The organism is Oxalobacteraceae sp. CFBP 8761 (assembly GCA_014841595.1).
Taxonomy (GTDB): Bacteria; Pseudomonadota; Gammaproteobacteria; order Burkholderiales; family Burkholderiaceae_D; genus Telluria.
The window spans coordinates 313,878-335,071 of record JACYUE010000003.1 but is presented as its reverse complement, the minus strand read 5'-3'; the positions used below and the strand labels follow the sequence as shown (position 1 = coordinate 335,071).

22 protein-coding genes and 1 pseudogene are annotated in these 21,194 nt (G+C 57.6%); 16 read left to right on the top strand and 7 right to left on the bottom strand.

What is annotated here, in order from left to right; genetic code table 11:
- Positions 1–57 precede the first annotated feature (57 nt).
- A complete protein-coding gene (gene mqo / locus IFU00_19470; protein MBD8544460.1) occupies positions 58–1,647 on the bottom strand; it encodes a malate dehydrogenase (quinone) in 1,590 nt (529 codons plus the stop codon).
- 555 nt (positions 1,648–2,202) lie between these two features.
- On the opposite strand from mqo, the gene IFU00_19465 reads away from it, so the two are divergent.
- Positions 2,203–2,628 carry a barstar family protein gene (locus tag IFU00_19465; protein MBD8544459.1) on the top strand — a complete coding sequence of 142 codons (426 nt, stop codon included), beginning with the start codon at positions 2,203–2,205 and terminating at the stop codon, positions 2,626–2,628.
- A gap of 585 nt (positions 2,629–3,213) precedes the next feature.
- Positions 3,214–3,363, top strand: coding sequence for a hypothetical protein (locus IFU00_19460; protein MBD8544458.1), 150 nt, complete (start codon positions 3,214–3,216; stop codon positions 3,361–3,363).
- Positions 3,364–3,858: 495 nt separating this feature from the next.
- On the opposite strand, the pseudogene IFU00_19455 reads toward IFU00_19460, so the two are convergent.
- Together IFU00_19455 and IFU00_19450 are read right to left on the bottom strand one after the other, a co-directional pair.
- A pseudogene (locus tag IFU00_19455) lies at positions 3,859–4,631 on the bottom strand (extracellular solute-binding protein).
- A gap of 47 nt (positions 4,632–4,678) precedes the next feature.
- Complete coding sequence (locus tag IFU00_19450) at positions 4,679–5,689, bottom strand: putative sulfate exporter family transporter (GenBank protein ID MBD8544457.1); 1,011 nt, start codon at positions 5,687–5,689, stop codon at positions 4,679–4,681.
- A 100-nt stretch (positions 5,690–5,789) separates the two neighbouring features.
- Here IFU00_19450 and IFU00_19445 point away from each other — a divergent pair, with 100 nt between their 5' ends.
- From IFU00_19445 to IFU00_19415, 7 genes are all read left to right on the top strand, one after another.
- On the top strand, positions 5,790–6,674 hold the full coding sequence (locus tag IFU00_19445) for a LysR family transcriptional regulator (GenBank protein MBD8544456.1): 885 nt from the start codon (positions 5,790–5,792) through the stop codon (positions 6,672–6,674).
- 88 nt (positions 6,675–6,762) lie between these two features.
- Complete coding sequence (locus IFU00_19440; GenBank protein MBD8544455.1) at positions 6,763–7,194, top strand: nuclear transport factor 2 family protein; 432 nt, start codon at positions 6,763–6,765, stop codon at positions 7,192–7,194.
- Positions 7,195–7,205: 11 nt separating this feature from the next.
- A complete protein-coding gene (locus tag IFU00_19435) occupies positions 7,206–7,724 on the top strand; it encodes an RNA polymerase sigma factor (GenBank protein ID MBD8544454.1) in 519 nt (172 codons plus the stop codon).
- Positions 7,721–8,527: an anti-sigma factor gene (locus IFU00_19430; GenBank protein MBD8544453.1), complete on the top strand. Its 807-nt coding sequence runs from the start codon at positions 7,721–7,723 to the stop codon at positions 8,525–8,527. Before IFU00_19435 ends, IFU00_19430 begins: the two co-directional genes overlap by 4 nt.
- Entirely contained in the window at positions 8,524–8,964 is a 441-nt protein-coding gene (locus IFU00_19425; GenBank protein ID MBD8544452.1) for a DUF305 domain-containing protein, read from the top strand. The genes IFU00_19430 and IFU00_19425 overlap by 4 nt, the downstream gene beginning before the upstream one ends.
- Positions 8,951–10,351: a hypothetical protein gene (locus IFU00_19420; protein ID MBD8544451.1), complete on the top strand. Its 1,401-nt coding sequence runs from the start codon at positions 8,951–8,953 to the stop codon at positions 10,349–10,351. The genes IFU00_19425 and IFU00_19420 overlap by 14 nt, the downstream gene beginning before the upstream one ends.
- Positions 10,348–10,956: a uracil-DNA glycosylase gene (locus IFU00_19415; GenBank protein MBD8544450.1), complete on the top strand. Its 609-nt coding sequence runs from the start codon at positions 10,348–10,350 to the stop codon at positions 10,954–10,956. Before IFU00_19420 ends, IFU00_19415 begins: the two co-directional genes overlap by 4 nt.
- A 10-nt stretch (positions 10,957–10,966) precedes the next feature.
- On the opposite strand, the gene IFU00_19410 is transcribed toward IFU00_19415, so the two are convergent.
- Positions 10,967–12,016, bottom strand: a complete 1,050-nt coding sequence (locus IFU00_19410; protein ID MBD8544449.1) for a TDT family transporter — start codon at positions 12,014–12,016, stop codon at positions 10,967–10,969.
- A gap of 90 nt (positions 12,017–12,106) precedes the next feature.
- On the opposite strand from IFU00_19410, the gene IFU00_19405 reads away from it, so the two are divergent.
- Positions 12,107–12,610: a GNAT family N-acetyltransferase gene (locus IFU00_19405; protein ID MBD8544448.1), complete on the top strand. Its 504-nt coding sequence runs from the start codon at positions 12,107–12,109 to the stop codon at positions 12,608–12,610.
- 306 nt (positions 12,611–12,916) lie between these two features.
- On the opposite strand, the gene IFU00_19400 is transcribed toward IFU00_19405, so the two are convergent.
- On the bottom strand, positions 12,917–14,002 hold the full coding sequence (locus IFU00_19400) for a diguanylate cyclase (protein MBD8544447.1): 1,086 nt from the start codon (positions 14,000–14,002) through the stop codon (positions 12,917–12,919).
- Between the two features lie 166 nt (positions 14,003–14,168).
- A complete protein-coding gene (locus IFU00_19395) occupies positions 14,169–14,687 on the bottom strand; it encodes a hypothetical protein (GenBank protein ID MBD8544446.1) in 519 nt (172 codons plus the stop codon).
- Between the two features lie 1,149 nt (positions 14,688–15,836).
- Here IFU00_19395 and IFU00_19390 point away from each other — a divergent pair.
- Together IFU00_19390 and IFU00_19385 are read left to right on the top strand one after the other, a co-directional pair.
- Positions 15,837–16,238, top strand: coding sequence for a hypothetical protein (locus IFU00_19390; GenBank protein ID MBD8544445.1), 402 nt, complete (start codon positions 15,837–15,839; stop codon positions 16,236–16,238).
- A 158-nt stretch (positions 16,239–16,396) separates the two neighbouring features.
- The gene (locus IFU00_19385) at positions 16,397–16,621 is read left to right on the top strand and encodes a hypothetical protein (protein ID MBD8544444.1); all 225 of its coding nucleotides are present in this window, start codon (positions 16,397–16,399) and stop codon (positions 16,619–16,621) included.
- Between the two features lie 250 nt (positions 16,622–16,871).
- Here the strand turns inward: IFU00_19385 and IFU00_19380 are convergent, their stop codons facing one another.
- On the bottom strand, positions 16,872–17,363 hold the full coding sequence (locus tag IFU00_19380) for a hypothetical protein (GenBank protein MBD8544443.1): 492 nt from the start codon (positions 17,361–17,363) through the stop codon (positions 16,872–16,874).
- 382 nt (positions 17,364–17,745) lie between these two features.
- Between IFU00_19380 and IFU00_19375 the strand changes: the two genes are divergently transcribed.
- The 4 genes from IFU00_19375 to IFU00_19360 all read left to right on the top strand — a co-directional run bounded on the left by IFU00_19375 (position 17,746) and on the right by IFU00_19360 (position 21,107).
- Complete coding sequence (locus IFU00_19375) at positions 17,746–18,606, top strand: tetratricopeptide repeat protein (protein MBD8544442.1); 861 nt, start codon at positions 17,746–17,748, stop codon at positions 18,604–18,606.
- Between the two features lie 713 nt (positions 18,607–19,319).
- Entirely contained in the window at positions 19,320–19,934 is a 615-nt protein-coding gene (locus tag IFU00_19370; GenBank protein ID MBD8544441.1) for a tyrosine-type recombinase/integrase, read from the top strand.
- A 203-nt stretch (positions 19,935–20,137) separates the two neighbouring features.
- The gene (locus IFU00_19365) at positions 20,138–20,467 is read left to right on the top strand and encodes an H-NS histone family protein (protein ID MBD8544440.1); all 330 of its coding nucleotides are present in this window, start codon (positions 20,138–20,140) and stop codon (positions 20,465–20,467) included.
- 196 nt (positions 20,468–20,663) lie between these two features.
- A complete protein-coding gene (locus tag IFU00_19360; GenBank protein MBD8544439.1) occupies positions 20,664–21,107 on the top strand; it encodes a hypothetical protein in 444 nt (147 codons plus the stop codon).
- Positions 21,108–21,194: the final 87 nt, after the last annotated feature.

Sequence of the window (21,194 nt, the reverse complement as noted above, 5' to 3'; positions counted from 1 at the left end):
CAAAGGCCCCGGCGCTGTGAAGCACCGGGGCCTTTGTCGTTGTTACTGCGGTCTTGCTTACTCTTGCGATGCGGCCGTCACGTCGAGCGTGATGGCTTTCAGGCCCAGGACAGCGCTGCTCTGCTGACGGATCTGGTTGGCATACGCTGCATCACCGTTGAGCTTACGGCCGTACGATGGAATCATTTCCTTCATCTTGGCTTGCCACTCTGGCGTGGCCAGCTTGTCCTTGAACGCCGATGCCGCGATCACTTTCAGCATGATCGGCGCAGCGGTCGAGGCGCCTGGCGACGCGCCCAGCAGGGCAGTGACCGAACCGTCGTTCGATGCCACGACTTCGGTACCGAACTGCAGCAGGCCGCCCTTGGCCGGATCGTCCTTGACGATCTGCACGCGCTGACCTGCGTTGACCAGTTTCCAGTCTTCGTTCTTGGCTTCCGGCAGGTACTCACGCAGGGTTGCCACGCGGTCTTCCTGCGACTGCATCACTTGCTCGACCAGGTACTTGGTCAGCGGGATGTTGTCGATACCGGCTTGCACCATCGGACGCACGTTGCCAGTGTTGACCGAGGCGGGCAGGTCGATCCACGAACCATTTTTCAGGAACTTGGTCGAGAACGTGGCGAACGGGCCAAACAGCAGGGCTTTCTTGCCATCGATAACGCGGGTGTCCAGGTGCGGCACCGACATTGGCGGCGAACCGACCGATGCCTTGCCATACACCTTGGCGTTGTGCGCCTCGATCAGCGCCGGATTGGTCGTGACGAGCCACTGACCACCAACCGGCACGCCGCCGAAGCCCTTGGCTTCAGGAATACCGGTCTTTTCCAGCAGTGGCAGTGCACCGCCGCCAGCGCCGATGAACACGAATTTCGTGCTCACGGTCGACAGCTTGTTGTCCGCCAGGTTCTTGACGGTGACGTTCCACAGGCCATTTTCGCCGCGCTTGATGTCTTCGACCTGGGTACGCAGGTTCAGCGTCATCCCGTGCGAGTCGGTCAGGTGCTTGACCATGCTGCGGGTCAGGGCGCCGAAGTTGACGTCGGTACCGATTTCCATGCGGGTGGCAGCCACTTTTTGCGCTGCGTCGCGGCCATTCATGACCAACGGCGCCCACTTGCGGATTTCTGCCTGGTCTTCGCTATACAGCATGCCCTTGAACAGGTTTTCCTTCTGCAGTGCGGCGTAGCGCTTGCGCAGGAAATTGATGTTGTCGTCGCCCCAGACAAAGGCCATGTGCGGCACATTGTTGATGAAGCTCTGCGGCGCGCCAAGGTACTGTTTTTGCACTTGGTAAGCCCAGAACTGCTTCGACACTTCGAACTGCTCATTGATGTCGACCGCCTTCTTGGTGTCGATGGTACCGTCCGGCATTTCCGGCGTGTAGTTCAGCTCGGCGAAACCGGAGTGACCGGTGCCGGCGTTGTTCATGGCATCCGAACTTTCGGCCGAGACCGAGTCCATGCGTTCGTACATCTGGATCGTCAGTTCCGGATCGAGTTCCTTGAGCATCGTACCGAGCGTGGCGCTCATGACGCCGGCACCGATCAGGACAACGTCGACCGGCTTGTCATTGGCTGGAGCGGGCGCTTTCGAGCACGAAGCAACGATGAAGCAAGAAAGGACGACTAATAGCGAGTTGCGCATACGAGTATCACCTGAAAAAATGTGTGCGATGGCCTGGCATGCAACATCTGATTTAAAAATTCGACGGCTCGGTAGTGACGCATTCCGGAAGTAACCGGAAGCGCCACCAGAGAACGGGTTGTCGGGATCTGTCGCGGCAATCCACCGCAACAAGCCTCGACAACCGACGCAATAGCAACGGCGATGCATTGCTGCGACCGGGTCTCGATCGTGGCTGCATCGCGGGTTGGCAAACAAGGATATAACGCGTTGACAGGAGTGTCAGGCGGGCCAGTTAATATCCCTGGCGTCCATCGAAACTGGGGGTAACTCTTGTATAGGAGTTGGGTAAGTATAGCCCAAACAAAGTAGCCTTGCTTGGGGCTGGCCCTCTTAAAAGGCCGTCTCAGTATTCAAGCGGTAGCGTTCTGCGTACTACTACTGAGGCGGTGGCGCGACGTTTTTGCGGCGGGTTTGTTGAGGTGTGCGATTGGGGTTTTGAGCCGCTTTTGAACGAGCGATTGAATCCAGCCGATATGGACACATGTAGGATGTTTGGTCCGGGATTCGATGAACATGACCCACGCTACAAGCGTTGCTACCCCGTCGGCGCCGCAAATCCTGATGATCGACGGCGCCAGCATCCGCGACATTGCCTCGTTTTATGACGAGATCAACCGCGTCTTTATGGTGGGGGAGGATTGGCAGCTTGGCGCCAGCCTGGATGGCCTGGATGACATGCTATACGGTGGCTATGGCGTCTTGCGCGGCAAGGCCCCGGCAATCGTCGTGTGGGACCAGATGGACAACAGCCGTATTGCTCTAGGGGTCGAGGCGACTCGTGCTTACTATCTCGCAAAGCTCGAGCATCCGCAGGTGTTCAAACCTGGTCCGATTCACGCTGCACTCGCGCGCCTTGGGCAGGGTGGGCCGACTTACTTTGATCTGGTGATGCAGGTATTTGCTGATCATCCAAACATTACGTTGCGCGCGGCTGAGTAATTACTGGTACAGCTGCGCCAGGTTTTATTGGTTTGTGGCGCGCTTTATGGGCGCGCCACAACAGTTGTAGGGAAACAATATAGTTTGACACCACCAACTCAATAAAATCAATGGCTTATGAGAAGAAAGAGATCGACTTTGAAATAATATAGTTTGACACTAGCGCATCATAAACGAATGTAACTGAATTCCTTGCAATAATAAAGTTTGACACAAAATCCAACCCAAACGGCATTAAAACAGATGGCAAGAGGCAACGGCCCAGCACTTGGCCGCCAACTACGTGGAGGCCGCCTCCCCCTGTTCTGTTCCTAATAGTGCGTATTTCACCGTTACTGGACAGGCTGCTCGACGACGTGGACAGCTTGTTGTGGACAAACAATAAACCCGGACACGAAACAATAAAGTTCGACACAAAACAATAAAGTTCGACACAAAACAATAAAGTTTGACACAAGACTCTAGAGCGGACGTGCTCTGGCAACTTCCGCTTTCGGCCAAAAGCGGACTGTCGCTGTCCGGCAAGCCCGTAGTAGCGAACCTGTGGGCCAGTTGGTGCCCGTCGGCCGTCGAGAGACGACGGTCTTGGCCAAAGCGCAGGCAGGGCGTGGCGATGTCGTCTTCATCTTTGCTAATCAGGGTGGTTTTGCCCCGGCATTCAAATGCTGTCTTTCCCAAAAAAGCATGGTCCTGCAAAATGTTCTGATCGACCATATTGGCGCCATGGCGCGCTAATCAGGGGCGCGCGGCTTGCCGACAACACTTTTTTTCAATGCCAAGGGGACCAGCCAGTCAAACGCCGCAGGGGCGAGCTATCGCCGGCGACCTTGGCCAAGCATCTCGACAAGCTAGCCGTTCGGCGACAGCGCTGTCGGCCATCAGCATCGCGATGCCGTGGCCAAACGCAACGACCTCGATCCTCACGTTGTCGGCGCCTAGGTCATCCTGCGCATTACAAGTATTGTTGAGCGTCAGATTCCGTTTCATGGGGTTGGCGTCGCTCCCCTGGAAGACGACCCGCCATGCGGTGGCAGTCCCTGCGGCTGCAGCTCCAGAAAGGGTTCCAAGTGCACCGGGCGCTGCCAGGGCAAGCGATTGGGTCACGACCGCCCCGCGCGATGGTGCGTTATTGTCCATTTTGTCTAGGAATCGTTACCGCCGCCGTGCGACGCGCTGCACGCGGTACCTGAATATACTGAAACCCGCCGCAGGCCCACAATCCGGCGCTCATTATTTCTGCCAGCCCCACCTGGCAAAGATCGCGCTGCCTTGCGGCGATTGCAGGAATGCGATGAACTGCTTCGCTTGCGGGTTGGCAGCGCCATGCTCAGTCAACGCCACGCCGGTATCGCGGTAAATCGCATAATCAGGTTCGATTGGCACGACGTCGGCCAGGCGCGGGTTCGACACCTGCCAGATATTCCAGATAAGCCACGCGTCGATGTCGGTGCGCGCGGTCCAGGTACCGCGCGCGCTCGCGCTGTTGGGTGCGTAACTGGCAATATTTGCGCGTACCTTGCGCACCGACTCCATGCTGCCTTTGCGGCCAGCCATGTCTTCCCAGACGCCGTTCTGGCCGGCACCGTTGACCACCAACAGGCGCACGCCGGGCTGCATCAGGTCGGCCACGCCGCGCAGGTGCTTGGGATTGCCGGGACGCACCAGGATCGCCAGGGGACGCATATATAGCGGGGTAATGCTTGCCTCCTGTATCTTGCCGCCCATCGCTAACGTAAAGTCCGTCATCATCGTTTCCGAACCGCTGTAGATGATGTCCGCATCCTGTTTTGCGTGGTCGACCAGCTCGGCGTGGGGCCAGCCGTGACGGTGACTTTGATGCCGTTCGCGTGCTCGAATGCCGCCGCCGCCTCTTTCATCGCAGGAGCCGGTCCACCCGGGCCGTACACCAGCAACGGCTGCTGGGCACACGCGATACCAGCGGTGAGCGAGACTGCAACAACAAGGCTGCAGCGCGCCGCGGTCAAATAGTGATGTGATGTCATGGCGTTTTCTTTCGTTTTTGGAAAATGGATGGCGTACTGCTACGTCCTTAAACACCCAGAAATTTGATCAGGGCGAAACTGATGACACCAAGGCCGAGCAGCGAAAAAATGACAACCCCGGCAACCTTGCCGCCGGCACGCAGGACAGCGCGGGCATCGACGCCGAGGCCGAGCGCGGCCATCGACATAATGGTGAAGAAATTGGCGGCAACGTGCGCTGGCGCCAGCGCTGCCTGCGGAATCCAGCCCAGCGAGCGCAAGCCCAGCAATGCAAGGAAGCCGACGATAAACCACGGCACCAGGTGCGCGACGTTCAGGCGGGCGCCTCCCCGTCCGCGCCCTGTCAAGGACAACACCAGCACGACCGGGCCCAGCATCAACACGCGCACCAGCTTGACCAGGGTGCCAATGTGCACGCTGGCTGCGGACACCGAACTCGTTGCCGCCAGTACCTGTGGCACGGCATACACGGTCAGCCCGGCAAACACGCCGTATTGAACCGGCGTGAATGACAACAGCCCGACTAGCAACGGCAACCCGAGCACCACCACCACACCCAGCACCGCCGTAAAGGCGATGGAGGCGGCCACGTCCTTGCCATCTGCGTCGATCACTGGGGCCACCGCCGCAATCGCCGAGTTGCCGCAAATTGAATTGCCGCAAGCAATCAGGATCGCCATCTTTTTCGGCAGACCGGCGCTGCGGCCCAGGAAATAACTGAACAGAATTGCCAGCACGACTACCCCGGCAATGCCGCCGACCAGTCCCATGCCGTTTTCGAGCAGCGCGCCGGCGCTGACGGATGCGCCCAGCAGCACCACGGCAATTTCAAGCAGCAGCTTGGCGCCCATATGGATGCCTGGCTCGAACCGCTGATCGAGACGGTGCACGGTGCGCAGTCCGGTTCCGAGCAAGATCGCCAGGACCAGGCTTTCAAGCCACGCGCGTCCGAACAGATGGGCTTCTACAGCTTCCAGCCCATACGCGGCCAGCGTGACGGCGCCGCACAGTAACAGGCCGGGTACAAATGGAGCGCATTTTTGATAGTGGGATGTCATGGTCGACTCTCGTTCAGATATTTAGTGCATGCATTATTGAACGGCGATTTCGTTCGGTCCATCGTATAATTAATGACAAATCATTAGATTTGATCGAACGATGACATTGGACCAGCTACGCATTTTTGTTGAAGTCGCACAACGCCAGCACCTTACTCAGGCGGCTTCCGCGCTGTTTCTATCCCCGTCTGCCGTCAGCTCATCGATCAAGGCCCTGGAAGAGCGCTATGGCACGGCACTGTTCCATCGGATAGGACGGCGCATCGAACTCTCCGACGCCGGTTTGATTTTCTTGATAGAAGCGCAACGCACGCTGGCCAGCGCGCGTGCAGCGGAAAACACGTTGTCGGAGCTGGGCCAGATGCGGCGCGGCACGCTGGCAATCCACGCCAGCCAGACCATCGCGAGTTACTGGCTACCGCGCTTGCTCGTGCAATTCAGTCAAACCTACCCGGCCATCGACCTCACCCTGGAAGTGGGCAATACCGACAGCGTGGCGCAGGCCATCCTGCTGGGTGGCGCCGATCTCGGTTTCATCGAAGGCGATATCGACGAACCCTCCCTGGCCATCGAAGCTGTGGGGGAGGATCAGCTCGTTGTCGTGGTAGCACCCGATCATCCATGGTCCGCCGGGGTGCCGCTGGCGGCTGCCGACCTGGTGCAGGCGCAATGGATTTTGCGCGAAACCGGTTCCGGCACGCGTTCGGCGTTTGAGAAAGCGCTGTCGGACATGGGCGTGCCGGTCGCCGCAATGCAGGTTGCTCTCAGCCTGCCGTCCAACGAGGCGGTGCGCAGCGCGGTGATGGCCGGTCCCTTTGCCACCGCGATTTCCGAACTGGTCGTGGCATCGCATGTTCAGGCGGGCCTGCTGGCGCGCGCGGCGCTGGTCCTGCCGGCGCGTGGGTTCTCGATGCTGCGTCATCCTGAACGCCATCGCAGCCGTGCGGCGCTGGCATTTGAAGAATTGATGAACACAAAAAAATAAATACAAATACATGGAATAAAAACAGGGCAATGACGTTTGCACCTGTAGCAAGCCCGTTTTTCAACCTGACCTGTACTGGACCGCACCCATGAAAACCACCCACCTGATGTTCCTGTTGGCCAGCACCATCGGCATCGCCACCACGGCTGTTGCCGGGCCTGCGCTGGATATGGCGCAAGCCCACTTCGCCGCCATTGGCGCCGGTGAACACGCCGCCATCGTGCATGATTACGCCGACAATGCGCGGCTGACCTGGGTTGGTGGACCGCTTGACGGCAGCTACGACGGTGCAGCCGCCATCGGCGCCGTATGGAGCAAGTTCGGCGCGATGGGCCCGCTGCGCGTCACCGTTATGGGCGCGTCCGAGTCGGTCAATCCGAAGGGTGCGACCGTCACGGCGGCAGTGCAATTCGACGGCAAGGCCTCCATCAAGGTGCGCTACGTGCTGACCTACCGCGACGGCAAACTGGTCAATGAAACCTGGCAGATCGATCCGAAGCTGGCCGCCAGCGCGATGTAATCACTGGTTCCATGAGCGTCCTGCCCCTTCTTCCCGGCGCGGAGTTGCTGGCGTGTGTCCCGCGGCTGCGGCGCTACGCGCGCGCGCTCGTGGGCGAGCGCGCCGCGGCCGATGACCTGGTGCAGGACACGCTCGAACGCGGCTGGGCCCAGCGCGCCGCGCTACAACCCGGCACGGACGCGCGCGCCTGGCTGTTTGCGATCATGCACAATATGCGTATCGACCAGATACGGCGCGGCGCACTGGTCACCGAGCCGCTCGACGATGATACGCCGATGCCGGCCCTGGCGGATCGCAGCACGGTCGGCATCCAGGTGCGCGAGATGGATGCCGCGCTGCGCCTGCTGAGCGAAGAACAGCGCGCGATCCTGCTGATGGTCGGGCTGGAAGACATGCGTTATGAAGAAGTGGCGTCGACGCTCGGCATCCCGGTCGGGACCGTCATGTCGCGGCTCGCGCGCGCCCGCGAAAAGCTGCGCAGCCTGATGGACGGCGGCGCCCGCGTGAACTCGTTGAAAGTCGTGAAATGAACCTGCCCGTGACTGAAGCCGATCTGCACGCGTACGTCGACGGCGTGCTGCCGGCAGCACGCGCTGCCGAGGTCGCCGCCTACCTGGCAGAGCGCCCCGAGGAAGCTGCGCGCGTGCGCGCCTACGCGGCCCAGAACGACGCCATGCATCGCCTGTTCGATCCGGTGCTGGGCGAACCGGTCCCGGCGCCCATGGCAGCGGCCACCACGCCGCAGCGCAACCGGCACTGGCAATGGCAGGCGCTGGCGGCGGGCCTGGCAATCGCGTTGGTGAGCGGTGGCGCCGGCTGGGGCTTGCGCGGCGCGGCAACTGGCCAGTCCCTGGCGCGTATGGAGCAGCAAGCGCCCGCGTATCAGCAGGCAGCGTGGTCCGGCCTGGCACACCAGGCCGCAATAGCCCATGCCGTGTACAGCCCGGATGTGCGCCGGCCAGTGGAAATTCGCGCCGACCAGGAAGACCAGTTGGTGACCTGGCTGTCGAAGCGCATGGGCAGCAAGATCCGTCCGCCGCATTTGGGCAAGCTGGGCTATGAACTGATCGGCGGGCGCCTGCTGCCCGGGGCCAGCGGGCCGGTAGCGCAATTCATGTACCACGACGGCGCTGGCCAGCGCCTGACGCTGTACGTGTCGACGGAGCAGGCGCGCAACAAGGACACCGGCTTTCGGTTCGCCAAAGAGGGCGACGTCAACGTGTTTTACTGGATCGACGGGAAGTTCGGCTATGCGCTGTCCGCAGCCGTCGACAAGGGCGAACTGGCACGGGTTGCCAGCGCCGTCTATGAACAACTGGAGGGACCGGTTTGAAATTTTCACTTTTTTTGGGCGCCATGCTCTGGTGCTGCACCGCCACAGTCTCGGCGCAGCATGCTGGCCACCATGGCGCGACTGCGCCGCCTGCCTCGTTTATCGCCAGTAGCGACAGGCCCTATGCGTCTCTCGCGGATGATGCCATGGCGATCATGGATGACGGCATGCGACGCGCGCCGACAACCGGGGACCCCGCGCATGACTTCATGAGCATGATGATTCCTCACCATCAAGGCGCGATCGATATGGCCAAGGCCATCCTGGTGCACAGTAACGACCGCGAACTGCGCAACCTGGCACAAGGCATCATCGTCGAACAACAGAACGAAATCAATGTAATGCGCGCCTGGTTGCAACGCTACCAGGCAGCCCACGGCGCAAGAGCCGATTCCACCAACGCAGACACCAGGAAAGACTCTCATGCAACTCACTGAATTGAATAAGCTCACCTTCGCCATGACGCTTGCGGTCGCTGCCATGGGTACTGCGCAGGCTGCGCCAGGCACACAGGACCGCGTCTATACAGCTGACCAGAACAGCAACACCGTTTCGGTGATCGATCCATCCACCAATCAGTTGCTGGGACAAATCCGGTTGGGTAATCAGCGGCCCGACATCCTGTCTCCTTTGTACAAGGGGCAAGTGAATGTTCATGGACTGGGTTTTTCGCCGGACCATAAAACCTTGATTGCGATATCGAATGGCTCCAATTCGGTGACCTTCATCGACACGGCCACCAATAAGGTCAAGGGCGTTACCTATATCGGGCGGTCGCCTCACGAAGGATTTTTCACCGCGGACGGTCGCGAAGTCTGGGTCGTGGTACGCGGCGAAGATTACGTCTCGGTCATCGATCCTGTCACCTTCAAGGAAAAACGCCGGATCCAGACAACAGGTGGTCCGGGCATGGTGATGTTCCATCCCGATGGCAAACTGGCGTTCGTGGTATCGAGCTTTAATCCTGTCGTCGATGTCATCGACATGAAAACATCCAAAGTGATCAAGCATATTTCTGTCACTAGCCCGTTCTCGCCGTTCTTGCAGTTCACGCCTGATTTCAAGGAAGTCTGGATGACGCACAAGGACGTTGGCAAGGTCACCCGCATCGACGTGGCGACGCTGACAGTCAAAGGCGTCATCGACACCGGTTTTATTACCAACCACCTGGCGTTCGGGAAGAACGCTGGCGGCGCAAGAGCCTACGTGACAGTGGGCGGAGAAAATGTCGTCAAGGTCTATTCCACCGGTGATCAGCCACAACTGATGGCGACGATACCGACCGGGGCCTTGCCGCATGGCGCATGGGCGTCGGACGACGGCAGCAAAGTGTACGTTGGTCTCGAAAACGGCGATGGTGTCGACGTGATCGACACCGCAAGCAACAAGGTCGTCGCGCATGTGGCGGCCGGCCAGGCGCCGCAAGCGCTTGTCTACGTGTCCCATGCCGTGCCCACCGGTGCTGGTACCAGCAACCTGGTGCCGCGTGTGAACGGCGAGTCGAGCAATATCGCTCTCAAGTCCCGCGGCGACGCCAAAGGATTCGTGGTCGTGCGCAGCCTGGGCGTGACCGATGCACTGGAAGTGTTCTTGTACAAACTGAAACCGGAGACTGTTTACAACGTCTACGCCGGTGGTCAGCGCGCGCCGGTGGGTCGCTTCAAGACTGACGGCAAAGGCATGGCGAACGGTACTGCCATTGGGCCCATGCGCGACGTGCGGCCGGGCCTGGCGCAGCAGCCGGCTGGCGCCAGCCGGATCCTGGTGATGGAGGGCGACACGCCAGCCGGAGCGGAGCAGGCAGCGCTGGCGAGCAGCGAGTGACGTCTGGCGTGCCGGTGGCTCCCTTGCTGGACGATGTAGCCGAACTGGCACGCCGCGTCGAACTGCTGTCTCTTCCCCATGTGGTCGCGCTCAACCAGTGGGTCGACACGCACGCAGCCGTCCGCGCGCTGCCGTACTTCGATCCGCTGGACGGCGGCGCCGATGCGTCCATTCTCATCTTGCTGGAAGCGCCGGCGCGCCATGCGATGCGCCCGCGCTTCGTCTCGCGCGACAATCCTGGTCCTGCGCAGCGCAATCTTCAACGTTTCCTGGCGCAAGCCGCCGTCGCGCGTGCGCGTACCGTGCTGTGGAATACCGTGCCCTGGCTGGCCGACGAGCAAGCTCCGCCGGCGCGCCTGGGTGTGGCGGCGGTACGCGCAGGCATCGCCATGCTAGGCGATGTGCTGGACCTCCTGCCATGCCTGCGGGTGGTCGTGCTGGCCGGACGCACGGCCCGCCAGGCCCACGCTGCCATCGAGGCCAGGCGGCCGGGCTTGATCGTACTGGAAATGCCTCATCCGAGTCCGCTATCTGTTTGTACGTCGCCAACTGTGGCCCCGCAAATCGTCGCGACACTGGCGCGCGCGGCGCAACTGGCGCGCTGAACGTTGGCCTTCAGGGCCGGTTCATCGACGCAATACAGGGAGAGACGAACAGGTTGCCACGGTAAGCGCCGAGCGCGGTGCGCCATGCGACAACCAGCCACAGGCTTGCCAGTACCACTACCAGCGCGCTGCCGAAGACCTCGAAGAACAGCGAATCGAGCACCTTCGCCAGACGCAGCGTGGTGACCGCGAATACGCCGAGCGGAAAGGTATAGCCCCACCAGCCCAGGTTGAATGGAACGGCTGCCCTGAAGTAGCGCAGCGTAATCAGGGTTGCCAGCATCATCCACCACAGGCCGAGTCCCCAAAGCAGCAGGCCGCTCACCACGCCCATCCCGTTGGCCACGTGGCCAACCTCGGCCAGGCCAAACGGCGCCAGCGTCGCCGGCGCGGCGGCGCCGAGCACCAGCATGCCGAGCGCGCCGGTGCCCACTGGCCCGAGCGCCAGCCAGCTTGATGCCGCCATGCTTTCGTGCGGCAGTTTGTGCAGGGCCATGCGTAATAACAGAATCGCGAGAATGCTGAGCGCCACTGGCACCGAGTATGCCCACAGCACGTAGCCGGTGATCAGGACTGTGAAGCGCGCGCCACCATCCTGCAGGTGCGGCACAAGCAGCCCGGCGCTCGCCGCTGCAACCTCGGCAGCGACGACCGGCAGCAGCCAGACCGCCGTCATTTGGTCGATGCTGTGCTGCTGGCGCGTGAACATCAGGTAAGGAATGAGGACGCCGCAAGCAAGTGCCATGGCCACATCGATCCACCACAAAGCTTCGGCCACCGCGACGGCGGCGGCGCCCCAGCGCGACACGCCAAAGCTGAGAAATCCATTGATAATTGTAGCTAAGCCCATGGGAATGGTACCGAAGAACATGGAGACGGTCGCATGGCCGAACACCTGTTTCGCTTCGTCGAAAAACATGACCCAGCGCGCGCTGTACAGCGCGGCAAACAATACGAACAGCGCAATGTTAAAAAGCCAAAGTCCCTCGGCCAGGCGGGCCATTCCCGGGAGCGCGCCTGGAAGTTGGGCGAGCGCGAGCGACAAGATGCCGGTGCCCATCGTTGCCGCAAATGTGACTTTCCGAAATAGATGCGACGTTTTGGAAATTACTGCGACGACAGGGCATGAAGTAGCGAAATCCACCGCTTCTTGCTGAGTTACACTGGCGACGACGAACTTCTGCTTTCGGCCAAAAGCGGACCTACGCAATCCTCGTATTTACCCAAGATGAAAATTCGTACAGCTGCGACTGAGGACCTAGAGCGTATCGTTCATTTGTTTGGACAGCTCGGATATTCAACTGAACCGGACCAAGTAGAGAAACAGCTCCATGCGCTGCGCTGCGGTTCCTTGGGACAGGCATTTGTAGCGGAGGACCGCGGCAGCACTGTTGGAGTCGCGATAGTGCACATCATGAAGCCGTTACATGTCGAAGGCTCATGGGCTCTACTATCTGCTTTGGTGGTCGATGACAAATGCAGGAGTTCGGGCGTAGGAGCACATTTATTGACCGCTGCAGAGCGGTTTGCGACGCAGCACGGCTGTTCACAAATCGAATTGTCCAGCAGCACTGCGCGCACTCGAGCGCACATGTTTTATGAGCGAAACGGCTATAAAGAAAAGCGCATGCGTTTCGTTAAATTTTTGTTGTGACTCCAGCGTCCGCTTCGGGTCGTATTCCGCCTTTCGCGTTGGCAGCTAACCAGTCATGCGATAACACGTAGAGCAGTGCCAGCAAACGGGTTTAACCATTAGCAGTCATGAGTTATTGCACAAAGCTGGTGTGCAGCGTTACAGTTATTCGTAAGCTGTAGGTCGTGACTTGATCGTCTGAGTCACATCAAACAGCCTGCTAATTTTCCTGGCGATTTACATTATTACGACCGCAGATCGTGGACTACCTGATTGGCTGGGTTGCCCATCAGCAGCGTAGTGCCGGATGGCGCCGCGCCTATGCGCTTACGCTACCTCGCTGCGGTCGCGACCAGCCGCCTTGGCGCGGTAGAGGGCAGCGTCAGCGCGTGCCATCAGGGCTTCCAGGCTCTCGTCTGGCGCCTGCTGGCTGGCAATGCCGATGCTGACCGTATAGTCTGGCACGTCGCCGCCGCGCGCCGCAAGCAGCGTCGCCTGAATGCGTTGAGCCGTCGCTTTCGCCTGCTCGACCGTGATCCCCGACAGCAGCACGATGAATTCCTCACCACCGAAACGCGCCACGTGGTCGATCTCGCGCAGCGCCGAGATGGTGGTTCGCGCCGCATGCACTAGTACCTGATCGCCGACCGCGTGGCCGTGCTGGTCGTTGATGGCCTTGAAGTAGTCGAGGTCGATACTGAGCAGGGAGATGGGCTCGCCGTGGCGTTTCATGAGCTCCACCTCGCGGCAGTAGGCAGTGGCGAAACCGCGCCGGTTCAGCACCCCGGTCAGTGGATCCGTGCAGGAACGGTGCTCCATCACAACCTGCAGGCGCCGAGTAGCGACGGTCATGAAACCGACCGCCATCATCAGCGTCATGAAGTTGGCGGTTAGCAGGAAAATGCCCTGTACCGCGCCGTTGCTAGCGTTGCTAGTGCCGACCGCGCCATTGAGCGCCGCGACTGACCGCAATAGCAGCACCATTGACTGCACCAGCAACAGGGAGCCAAAGAACCAGCTGGAGAAGTGGCGTTCACCATAGCGAACCAACAGCACCAGTTGTGCCACGTAGAACGACAGCGTCAACAATGAAAATACCGCTACTCGCAACGCGTAGTCCTGAGTGATCACGTACCATCCGACCAGACAGACCATGCCGACTACCCACGTCAGCGCCAACCACCACCAGCTCGGCTTACGGCCATATAATAACTGGGTGCCGATCAGCATTAGCCCGGCTGCGCCTAGCATAGTGCTATTCGCCACGAACAGTAACACCCCTTCCGGAATCAGTGGCCCCGCGCAAAATAGCAATCCGCTCGCCGTCAGCGATAACATGCCGAGCGCTTGATGGCCCAGCCCTTGCACTTCGGCAGGGAAGCTATGGTACGCGGAAAATAACACGATGGTCATCGCCGCCGACATCAGGGTCGACGTAAGAATGACGGTTGCAGGATCGAGCGATGTCACAGTGGCAAATCGGGAGAGGTCGGAATCCGCGAGGATACCAGCAAGCTCTACCATGCTGTAAGGCTAGTCGATTGTCTGGTCGTTTCCCTACCACACTACTGATCTTGCCCTATAGAACCGAGAACAGCCTATCATCCATTGCTGCTAGACGAAGCCCGCCGAGTTCGCGGCCTCTATGAACATGCGAGGCGATTTCCGTTTCAGAGCAAAGCGCGCTTGAGGGGCCGCTTTGGGTCGAAAGCTGCCTGTCGAGACAGTCGGTGATTTTTTTGCCCGGCAACGTGCTACGCTGACGCGAACGGCCGAGTTTGGCCAGATTCGGACATGTAACATGAGAAGACGGGAAATGTGAACAATGAGATTTCAAGAATTCTTGCTTGTGATGTTTTTTCTCGCCGTTCCTGAAGCCGGGGCTACTCCTCCACCATTTCATCCTAACTTTTGTTAGCATGGCATATGCCTTGAAATCAATCAGTTTTTCAGCGAGCGAGTGAAAGTAACCACGGTGACAAGCGGACTGAAGACCGAAGTTACCGTTTATTATCCAAGTGGGATAGCCAAGCTGGCGATCACTAATCGCCCCTCTAATACCTGTAAAACATTCGGTATTCGATTGCAGAAAAGTCATGGCATGTATGTGGGCGAGGGGTGTGTAGCGCTCCCCCAACCGTCTTCGGAATCGAGGCAAGTTACGCTCGAATACGAGCCAACAGAGGATAGGTATTCGACTGACTTCCCGATTCTTCACATTTGGGCCATCGATTCCGCACCGGTTTCTTTCTGGGCATCAGGATACGCATTACGCATTGACGGCGGCCAGGCAGTCCACTTGCCTGAATCCGAAGAGAATTAGCTGGCTGTGGAATTCTTTGGATGCAATCCACGTTCGCCATTGGTCGACACCTACCCGTGTACACAATAGGGACTTTTCCATCCTGCCAACCTGCTAAGCTGAGTCGAACGGCCGAGTTCGGCCAAGAGCAGACCACGGCACTGCCATTCAGCTAACTCGCGGTACTCCACAATAGGGGCTTATGAAAAAGGTACTGCTTTCGTTTGCCCTGGTGGCACTGGTCGTCGTACTAGCCCTATCAGCAATCTTCAACATTTCCGTCTGCATGTGGAGCTGTCCTCAAACTCTTGAGGTGTATTCGATGCAGGCCTCGATTGTGGTCCTAGTCGGCTTGATCGGGTGGGTGGGGTGCAAATTATTCAGGAAGCACGCTTAGAGGCAGGCCACGCCGCACCTCGTCATAGACTCGAGCACCTCAACAGAGTGCCCCATGGCTGAGCTAACACGATAGGATTGACGCATGGAAAATCGAATCGATCGACTGGCCGCAGCTCACGTAGATTTAACTGTTGCAGTTTCCGTTGCATTTGGCTTAGCAGCAGGTATTGAATCTGCACACCAACTAGGCGTAGATTTGCACGTCGCGCAGCGTGTGTTAATAGAGGGTGGGCCACGGCGGCCCGGTGTTGCGGCGGTCACCCAAGATGATCACGCCTAGCATGCCGTCCAACAATTTCAAGTACGTACTCGCACATGCTAATGAAGAGCTGTGTCTCTCCTGGGCTCATCATCCCTTTTAAAAAGGCTTCTTGTATAGCCAAGTCAGCCTTGTTCGGTGGCCCAAGAGCACTATTAAAACGAAATACAAGCTGTTCTCGGATTTGAAGGGACGAGAAGTCAGCACGCGGTTTAAGTCGACGTTCATTCATACGTGCGTTCAGTTCTGCCCTCATTTCAGCCCTACAGCACTGAAGCACTCGCAACATGAAAAATGTAAAAATTCATTATATAAAAATTAATAATAATAAATACTGTGCGCACACACAGTATTTATGCTCATCATGGACGCCCTCAATTTGCTACAAGGTCAGCAAGCTGGTGCCTACACTGATGCCTTTCTTAGGAAGTTTGTCGAACTTGGTCTTTTTGGGGTACAAAATTTTTGCTTCACGCCCCTACGCGTTACCTGCAGCCTTCCGTCCATACTTACGCTTACATGTCGGCCTGCGTACCGGCGCTCTGTCGCGCCATGCAAGTATGTTGGCCGGTTTGCAGCCTCATCTAGCAGCAGGCGCTCGAGAGTGCGTCTTTCGCACGTTTCGAAGCGCCGCTGCTTCACCGGTTTCTAGCGAATTGGTCGGAATCGCGCTGCACCTTGAGCTGTGACTTACCGAAATAGATGCGACGTTTTGAAAATTGCAGCAACAACTGCAGGCGTGAAGTAGAGAAAATCACTATTTCTTGCTTAGTTACACTGAGCGCGATGAACTTCCGCTTTCGGCCAAAACCGGACGTTTGAGAGCTTGCGAGTTTGAAAGGCGCGAATGGATCTTCCAACTGCACAACAGCTTATGTTGGTGTACGAACGAATTGGTAAAGACATCAATGAGGCAGACACCATAATCCGCACATTGTCAGAAACTGAACGCAGCCAGCATTTGCATGCCCTCGCTGGCATGGTCAGTTACATCTGGTTCAATCTCCAGGCTCCCATCGTACGTGAGCACAGAGAGTTAGACCCGGATAAGGAGTACTCCCAGAAAAAATGACAAGTGGAACGTGGAGGTCTGCTTAGGATCGACACCGGCCTCCCGCTATGCAGCCAGAACGCCATATGAACGCGGCTGCGGCTACGCCTGCATTCAGCACTGGGTGACACGCCACCCGGGACCTGTGGTGCCATCAGGCGCAGCCAGTCGGGCGGTGTGTACGGCGTGCCGCTGCCGCAGTCGGGCATAACGCTGTGGATACCGCGCTTCGTGCTCGATCCGCCACTTGGCGCGTCGAAGGGCGCGCTGCTCAATGCGCAGGCGCCGTGGGATCGCCGCTCCGCGCCGGTATGTCGGGCCCTGTGACTGCGCGGGGCGGCGATGGGCGAACGGCCCGCAGCGCCCGCTCGATCTGGCGGTTGTGCCTGGCCGCACCCACGACCATGGCGCAGGCGCCCAGTACCATCAGGCCAAATGTCCCCAGGGCCGCCCACGGGCCGCCCAACACCAGTGCCAGCGCGGGGATTGGAATGAGGACGAAATAAAAATCGAACAGTAGGTCGATTGCAACAGCCCAAGCGCTGCGCTTGAGCCCCACTCTGGCGGTGGAAAGATCGCGCCAGCCAGCTACCGTTTGCCAGTTGCCCGGTTCGTCCAGGACAACGGCAAAGGTCGATCCCGCATCAGGCACACTCTTGTGATCGAAGATGACGCCGAACTCGCGCTTGCCACCCGCTTCGAAACTGAATGTCCCCGACTGGACGTCAAATATCCGCTCGAAGCGGACCGTCTCGATGTGCATCTGCTCTCCCCCATGGTGGCTCGACCCGTGCACCGTAGCGCAGACAGGGTAGCCTGTCCAGCGAGGGGAACGATTCATGCGCCCTGCATCAACCGGGAATCCGGTCGACGAGCGGCTCGCCGCGCTCGAGTGCGCTGATGCTGTCGAGGGTCGTGCGCATGATCTGGCCGATCGTGTGACTTACCGAAATAGATACGGCGTTTTGGAAATTGCTGCGACGACTGCAGGCGTGAAGTAGCGAAGTCCACTGCTTCTTGCTGAGTTACACTGAGCGCGAAGAACTTCCGGTTTCGGCCAAAAGCGGACCTCAGACGCATATTATTTCTACCTCACTGCAAATAACACAGGTAGTTACAGACAGATTTATCCAACAGGAGGCACAGTGCCACTTTTACATGCAATTTCTGGGTTATTTTCGTCATTACTGCCTAAGGACTGGATAACCTTAACGGCGAGTTTAGCGGCATTGGTCGTGTCTATTATTTCATACCGGCAAAAATCGAATGAGGGAAGACTTGCACTTAGGAAGCAGTTGACGGACTTAATCGAGAAACTCATAGAGGTTAATACTAAATATGCAACTTTTCGGCTAAAGCCCACCGACTTCCCTGCTAGCATGGCGGGGCATCTCAATGACCAACGTCGGTTTCTTGTTCGGCAAGCAAACTTCCTGGCCCAACACTTGGAAACGCTCGTTAGTCCGTATGAGCACCTTGTGCTGGCTGGGGCATATGACGAAATCAACGACTTGATTCAAGCGGAAAGCTACTATCAAAGGGCGATAGGATCTTCGGAAGATCCTTTTGATAAAGGCATGGCAACGCGTAGCTTCGCCCGATACCTTTTCAGCCATGCACCTGTCCGACTCGACGAGGCACGATCTCACTACGAAGAGTCTGTCGAGTGTTTCCGAGGAGATACTGACAGACACGTAAATTACGTAGGAGATACCTATGTCAGGTGGGCGAAGCAGGAACTCGAATGGAATAATTTTGGGGAGGGTACCCGTTTGTTGCTTAAGGCTCTCACGGTGTTCGAGCAACTTGCTAACCCCACGCGAAAGCGAGTGGAACTAGAAAAGGTCCACGAACAAATTCGCGACATTCTGGAACAGGACACGCCGGAGTTGGGTCACCTGAGTACCTTCGAAGATGTGGTGTCCTGGGCGCAGGGCGACATGCCGGTCACGACAACAAAAGCCGGACCGATGCCTGACCGGTTGTCTAACAACGACATACAGTAACGTTGCGCTGCGAGTCATTCGCTACAGTAAACGTTTGACGCATTACGCCGCTGCGGCGGTCAATCGCAACTCTAAAAATGTCTGTTGATATATTCGTACGTCCGCTAAGGGTCGGTTCCAGCCTGTCGCGGCACTGCTGAATTTTCAACCTGGCAACCTGCTATGCTTGCCTGAACGGCCGGGCTCTGCCAGAAGCGGTTAGCGTAATACCGGTGATCTAGCCGACTTTCCAATGTGAATACTTAATGACTGAACTATTTGTGAGCCGCAAATGCACAGTGCACTCACCTCAAGGACCTGAGTTTTCGGTCCAAATTGGCGTCTTTGCACCGGGCCCCATTGCTGATCGAGCGTGGCAATGCAAGCTCAGCCTTGAAGGAATTCTAGACGAGGATCGAGTTGCGTACGGCGTGGACCAATGGCACGCGCTCCAGATGGGTATGCAGATGATCTGGATGAAACTAAGTTTAAAAACTGCAGTGGGATGGCGTTTTTCCTGGTTCGATGGCGAGAGCATGGAACCCGACGAACTTCTTCCCCATTGGGGACAGGAAGTAGCACCCAAGCTCTTCACGCGTCCTCAATAGCTGAGAAGCAGTCCTTCTTGCTACGTCCCTGTGGGTCAGGTGACGGCGTCCGACTCCGTCCGTTACAACAGCAACAGTACGCCAAAATAAGGTCCGATTCCTAAGGAGGACCTCATGAAACCGTGCATGCAGACGTCGGCTTCTCAAGCTGCCTGGAATAAGGGGAAGCTTATTGGCCAGAAAAGTCCTTTGAAGTTGAAAGAGATATGGGCCATCCGAATTCGGCTTCAGTTGACTGAACAAGTCAGAGATCTTGCCCTATTCAACTTGGCAATCGATAGCAAATTCCGTGGCTGTGACCTGCTGAGCTTGAAAGTCAGCGACATCGCACAGGGGCGCAGCATCATGCATCGTGCAATAGTCATGCAACGTAAAACGCAGCGTCCAGTACAGTTTGAAGTTACTGAAATGACAAGGCAGTCACTGTTGGCATGGATTGAGCAAGCCAAGCTTTCTAACAACGCGTTCCTCTTCCCAAGCAGAGTCACGCGTTCGCCGCATTTGTCCACGCGCCAGTACGCTCGCATCGTCAGACGGTGGGTCACTTCAATAGGGCTTGATGTCGCAGCATACGATACACACACCATGCGCCGAACGAAAGCGACACTCATCTATCGAAGGACCAAGAACCTTCGTGCGGTTCAACTTCTGCTAGGGCATACCAAGCTCGAAAGCACAGTTCGATACCTTGGCATCGAAGTTGATGACGCACTAGAAATTTCCGAGCAAACTGAAGCTTAGACCTACTGCCCTCGGCTGATGTCGGGGTATTCTGTCGGCCTTATCTTTTGCTCCACGTAGTAGGGCAGATAGCTTAAACTGTCCCGCATTCTTTGCTCAAGCCCTTTAGAAGACCGCTGACGGTGCTTCGTAAGACATGTAAATTGATGAGCGCATAGTAGAATCGGCACCAGAACGTTATAACTCATTGAAAAGGAAACAAAATGACGAAGATTGACCTGTCAAGCTACAACCTTAGCGAACTGAAGGAACTCCAACATGGCATCGACCAAGAGATCAAGAAACGCCAGCAAGGCGACTTAGCAAAAGCACGTCAGCAAATTCTCTCGATTGCACAGGACGTAGGCGTGACCGTCGAGGAATTGCTGGCGGTAAATTCGAAAAAGTCGTCAAAGGGGAAAGGGCAGAAGGTAGAGCCGCAGTACTACAATCCAGCTGATAAAGGTCAAACTTGGAGCGGCCGTGGGCGCCAGCCAAAATGGATAGCAGAAGGCATCGCTGGCGGTAAGCAACTGGCAGATTTCAGAATCTAATTTCAACGGTTCATAGGTGTACTGTCCAAGCCGGCTCAACTGACAGCAGTTGTCGAGTCAGTGGCTTTTCCGGACCGGCAGCTTGCTAAGCTGACGCGTAGCGCAGAGTTCGGCCACAGGCGGACATTCGTGTAGCGTCTGCGCTACGTTAGTACCGTCTGTTAACTAGTGTTTGAGGGAATGAAAAAGTGGCGACATGAAGAAATCCATACTCCTTTTGATGTTCCTAGGCGTCATGTGCTTAGAATCTGCAAACGGGAAAACGCCTTCGGAACTTACTGATGCCGACTGGATGTCTGCGGCCAAAGCCGCTCTGAACGAACGTAGTACTAATGAGCTCACCTTTGTCGTTGACGACAGACTGCCCCTTCGAGCACGAAACGCTTTAGAACGCATTGGCAAAGTAGTACGCCTTGCAGATGTGCCTGATGAATACGGAGAGTTCTCGGGCCCAGAATATATTCGCGTATTTCAGTTCCAGCAACAAGGTGATCGCATCGAATTTTTACAGGGAAGTGTCTATCCTAAAGCGTACCAAGCAGGGGACTGTCGCTTCACCGGGCACCTTTTTGTTGCTCGTACAGCTATGGGAAATTGGAAACAGGATGGACCATCGCGAGTGCAAATCTGTGCCAAATGATGAGCCTGCCAATGCTCGGGGCGAGACTTTAAAATGAGTTCCCTGGGTCCCGACGGTCGTATGCTTGGGCCGATCTTCACCTATACC

What these genes read in the sequence shown, in the direction of transcription:
- IFU00_19370 (MBD8544441.1), top strand. Translation starts at nt 19,320, where the DNA reads ATGCAGACGTCGGCTTCTCAAGCTGCCTGGAATAAGGGGAAGCTTATT.
- IFU00_19420 (MBD8544451.1), top strand. Translation starts at nt 8,951, where the DNA reads ATGCAACTCACTGAATTGAATAAGCTCACCTTCGCCATGACGCTTGCG.
- IFU00_19360 (MBD8544439.1), top strand. Translation starts at nt 20,664, where the DNA reads ATGAAGAAATCCATACTCCTTTTGATGTTCCTAGGCGTCATGTGCTTA.
- IFU00_19465 (MBD8544459.1), top strand. Translation starts at nt 2,203, where the DNA reads ATGACCCACGCTACAAGCGTTGCTACCCCGTCGGCGCCGCAAATCCTG.
- IFU00_19385 (MBD8544444.1), top strand. Translation starts at nt 16,397, where the DNA reads ATGGATCTTCCAACTGCACAACAGCTTATGTTGGTGTACGAACGAATT.
- IFU00_19435 (MBD8544454.1), top strand. Translation starts at nt 7,206, where the DNA reads ATGAGCGTCCTGCCCCTTCTTCCCGGCGCGGAGTTGCTGGCGTGTGTC.
- IFU00_19440 (MBD8544455.1), top strand. Translation starts at nt 6,763, where the DNA reads ATGAAAACCACCCACCTGATGTTCCTGTTGGCCAGCACCATCGGCATC.
- IFU00_19395 (MBD8544446.1), bottom strand. Translation starts at nt 14,687, where the DNA reads ATGACTTTTCTGCAATCGAATACCGAATGTTTTACAGGTATTAGAGGG.
- IFU00_19430 (MBD8544453.1), top strand. Translation starts at nt 7,721, where the DNA reads ATGAACCTGCCCGTGACTGAAGCCGATCTGCACGCGTACGTCGACGGC.
- IFU00_19410 (MBD8544449.1), bottom strand. Translation starts at nt 12,016, where the DNA reads ATGGGCACCGGCATCTTGTCGCTCGCGCTCGCCCAACTTCCAGGCGCG.
- IFU00_19445 (MBD8544456.1), top strand. Translation starts at nt 5,790, where the DNA reads ATGACATTGGACCAGCTACGCATTTTTGTTGAAGTCGCACAACGCCAG.
- IFU00_19400 (MBD8544447.1), bottom strand. Translation starts at nt 14,002, where the DNA reads ATGACCATCGTGTTATTTTCCGCGTACCATAGCTTCCCTGCCGAAGTG.
- mqo (MBD8544460.1), bottom strand. Translation starts at nt 1,647, where the DNA reads ATGCGCAACTCGCTATTAGTCGTCCTTTCTTGCTTCATCGTTGCTTCG.
- IFU00_19450 (MBD8544457.1), bottom strand. Translation starts at nt 5,689, where the DNA reads ATGACATCCCACTATCAAAAATGCGCTCCATTTGTACCCGGCCTGTTA.
- IFU00_19380 (MBD8544443.1), bottom strand. Translation starts at nt 17,363, where the DNA reads ATGCACATCGAGACGGTCCGCTTCGAGCGGATATTTGACGTCCAGTCG.
- IFU00_19390 (MBD8544445.1), top strand. Translation starts at nt 15,837, where the DNA reads ATGAAAAATGTAAAAATTCATTATATAAAAATTAATAATAATAAATAC.
- IFU00_19365 (MBD8544440.1), top strand. Translation starts at nt 20,138, where the DNA reads ATGACGAAGATTGACCTGTCAAGCTACAACCTTAGCGAACTGAAGGAA.